At 62.3% G+C, this 594-nt stretch carries 1 protein-coding gene; it reads left to right on the top strand.

Annotation, left to right across the window (positions count from 1 at the left end):
* A partial coding sequence (locus tag NKJ20_RS34085; protein ID WP_352749975.1) for a hypothetical protein occupies window positions 1–309 on the top strand: 309 nt, incomplete at its 5' end.
* Window positions 310–594 lie beyond the last annotated feature (285 nt).

Genomic DNA, 594 nt, shown 5'->3' with positions numbered 1-594 from the left:
ACGTCTTCCGTCCCCAGCGCACCGGCGGCCTCCCCGCTCGCAATCCAAATAGACGTCTTTCAGCTGTTTGATTGGCATGTCAGCGTGAGCGAACGCGAGGTCCTGAGCGTCAGAAGCGACAATGAAGCCGGACTGATTGCGATCAGCACGGTGCCGAGCGTCACAGGCGCGAGGGACTTAACAACTGACATGATCATTTTGAGATCCTCCCCAGCTCCCGTCGGTCAACATTCAGTCCTTGGGGTCGCAGGTGTAGTGCCGTTCGAAGGTCCCGTCCGCGCGCCGCTGCTTGTCGAAGCCGCGATGTAAGGCTCGATCGCGCGCTCGTGGACCAGCCAAAGGGGATCTCGGCCGAGGCGTAGCCACTGCCGGCGGCCAACCGTTTCGGGATCGAGGCCAAAGCGATCCTGGTGCGCTCGATCGTCCTGCCGGCCGCGCCTGCCTCCGCATGACGGATGGCGCGGCTTCGCAAATCGCACATGATTTCGTCGCGTGAGATGCCGATGTCGCCAAGGACGTCATCGGGTAAACGGCTCAACTGGTCCGTTGCCGACAAGAGAGCTTTTCGCTCGGCGCGGAGGCGTAACCACCTGC

The organism is Mesorhizobium sp. M0185, from assembly GCF_040322175.1.
In the GTDB taxonomy this organism is placed as follows: domain Bacteria; phylum Pseudomonadota; class Alphaproteobacteria; order Rhizobiales; family Rhizobiaceae; genus Mesorhizobium.
This window is presented reverse-complemented; position numbering and strand designations above follow the sequence as displayed.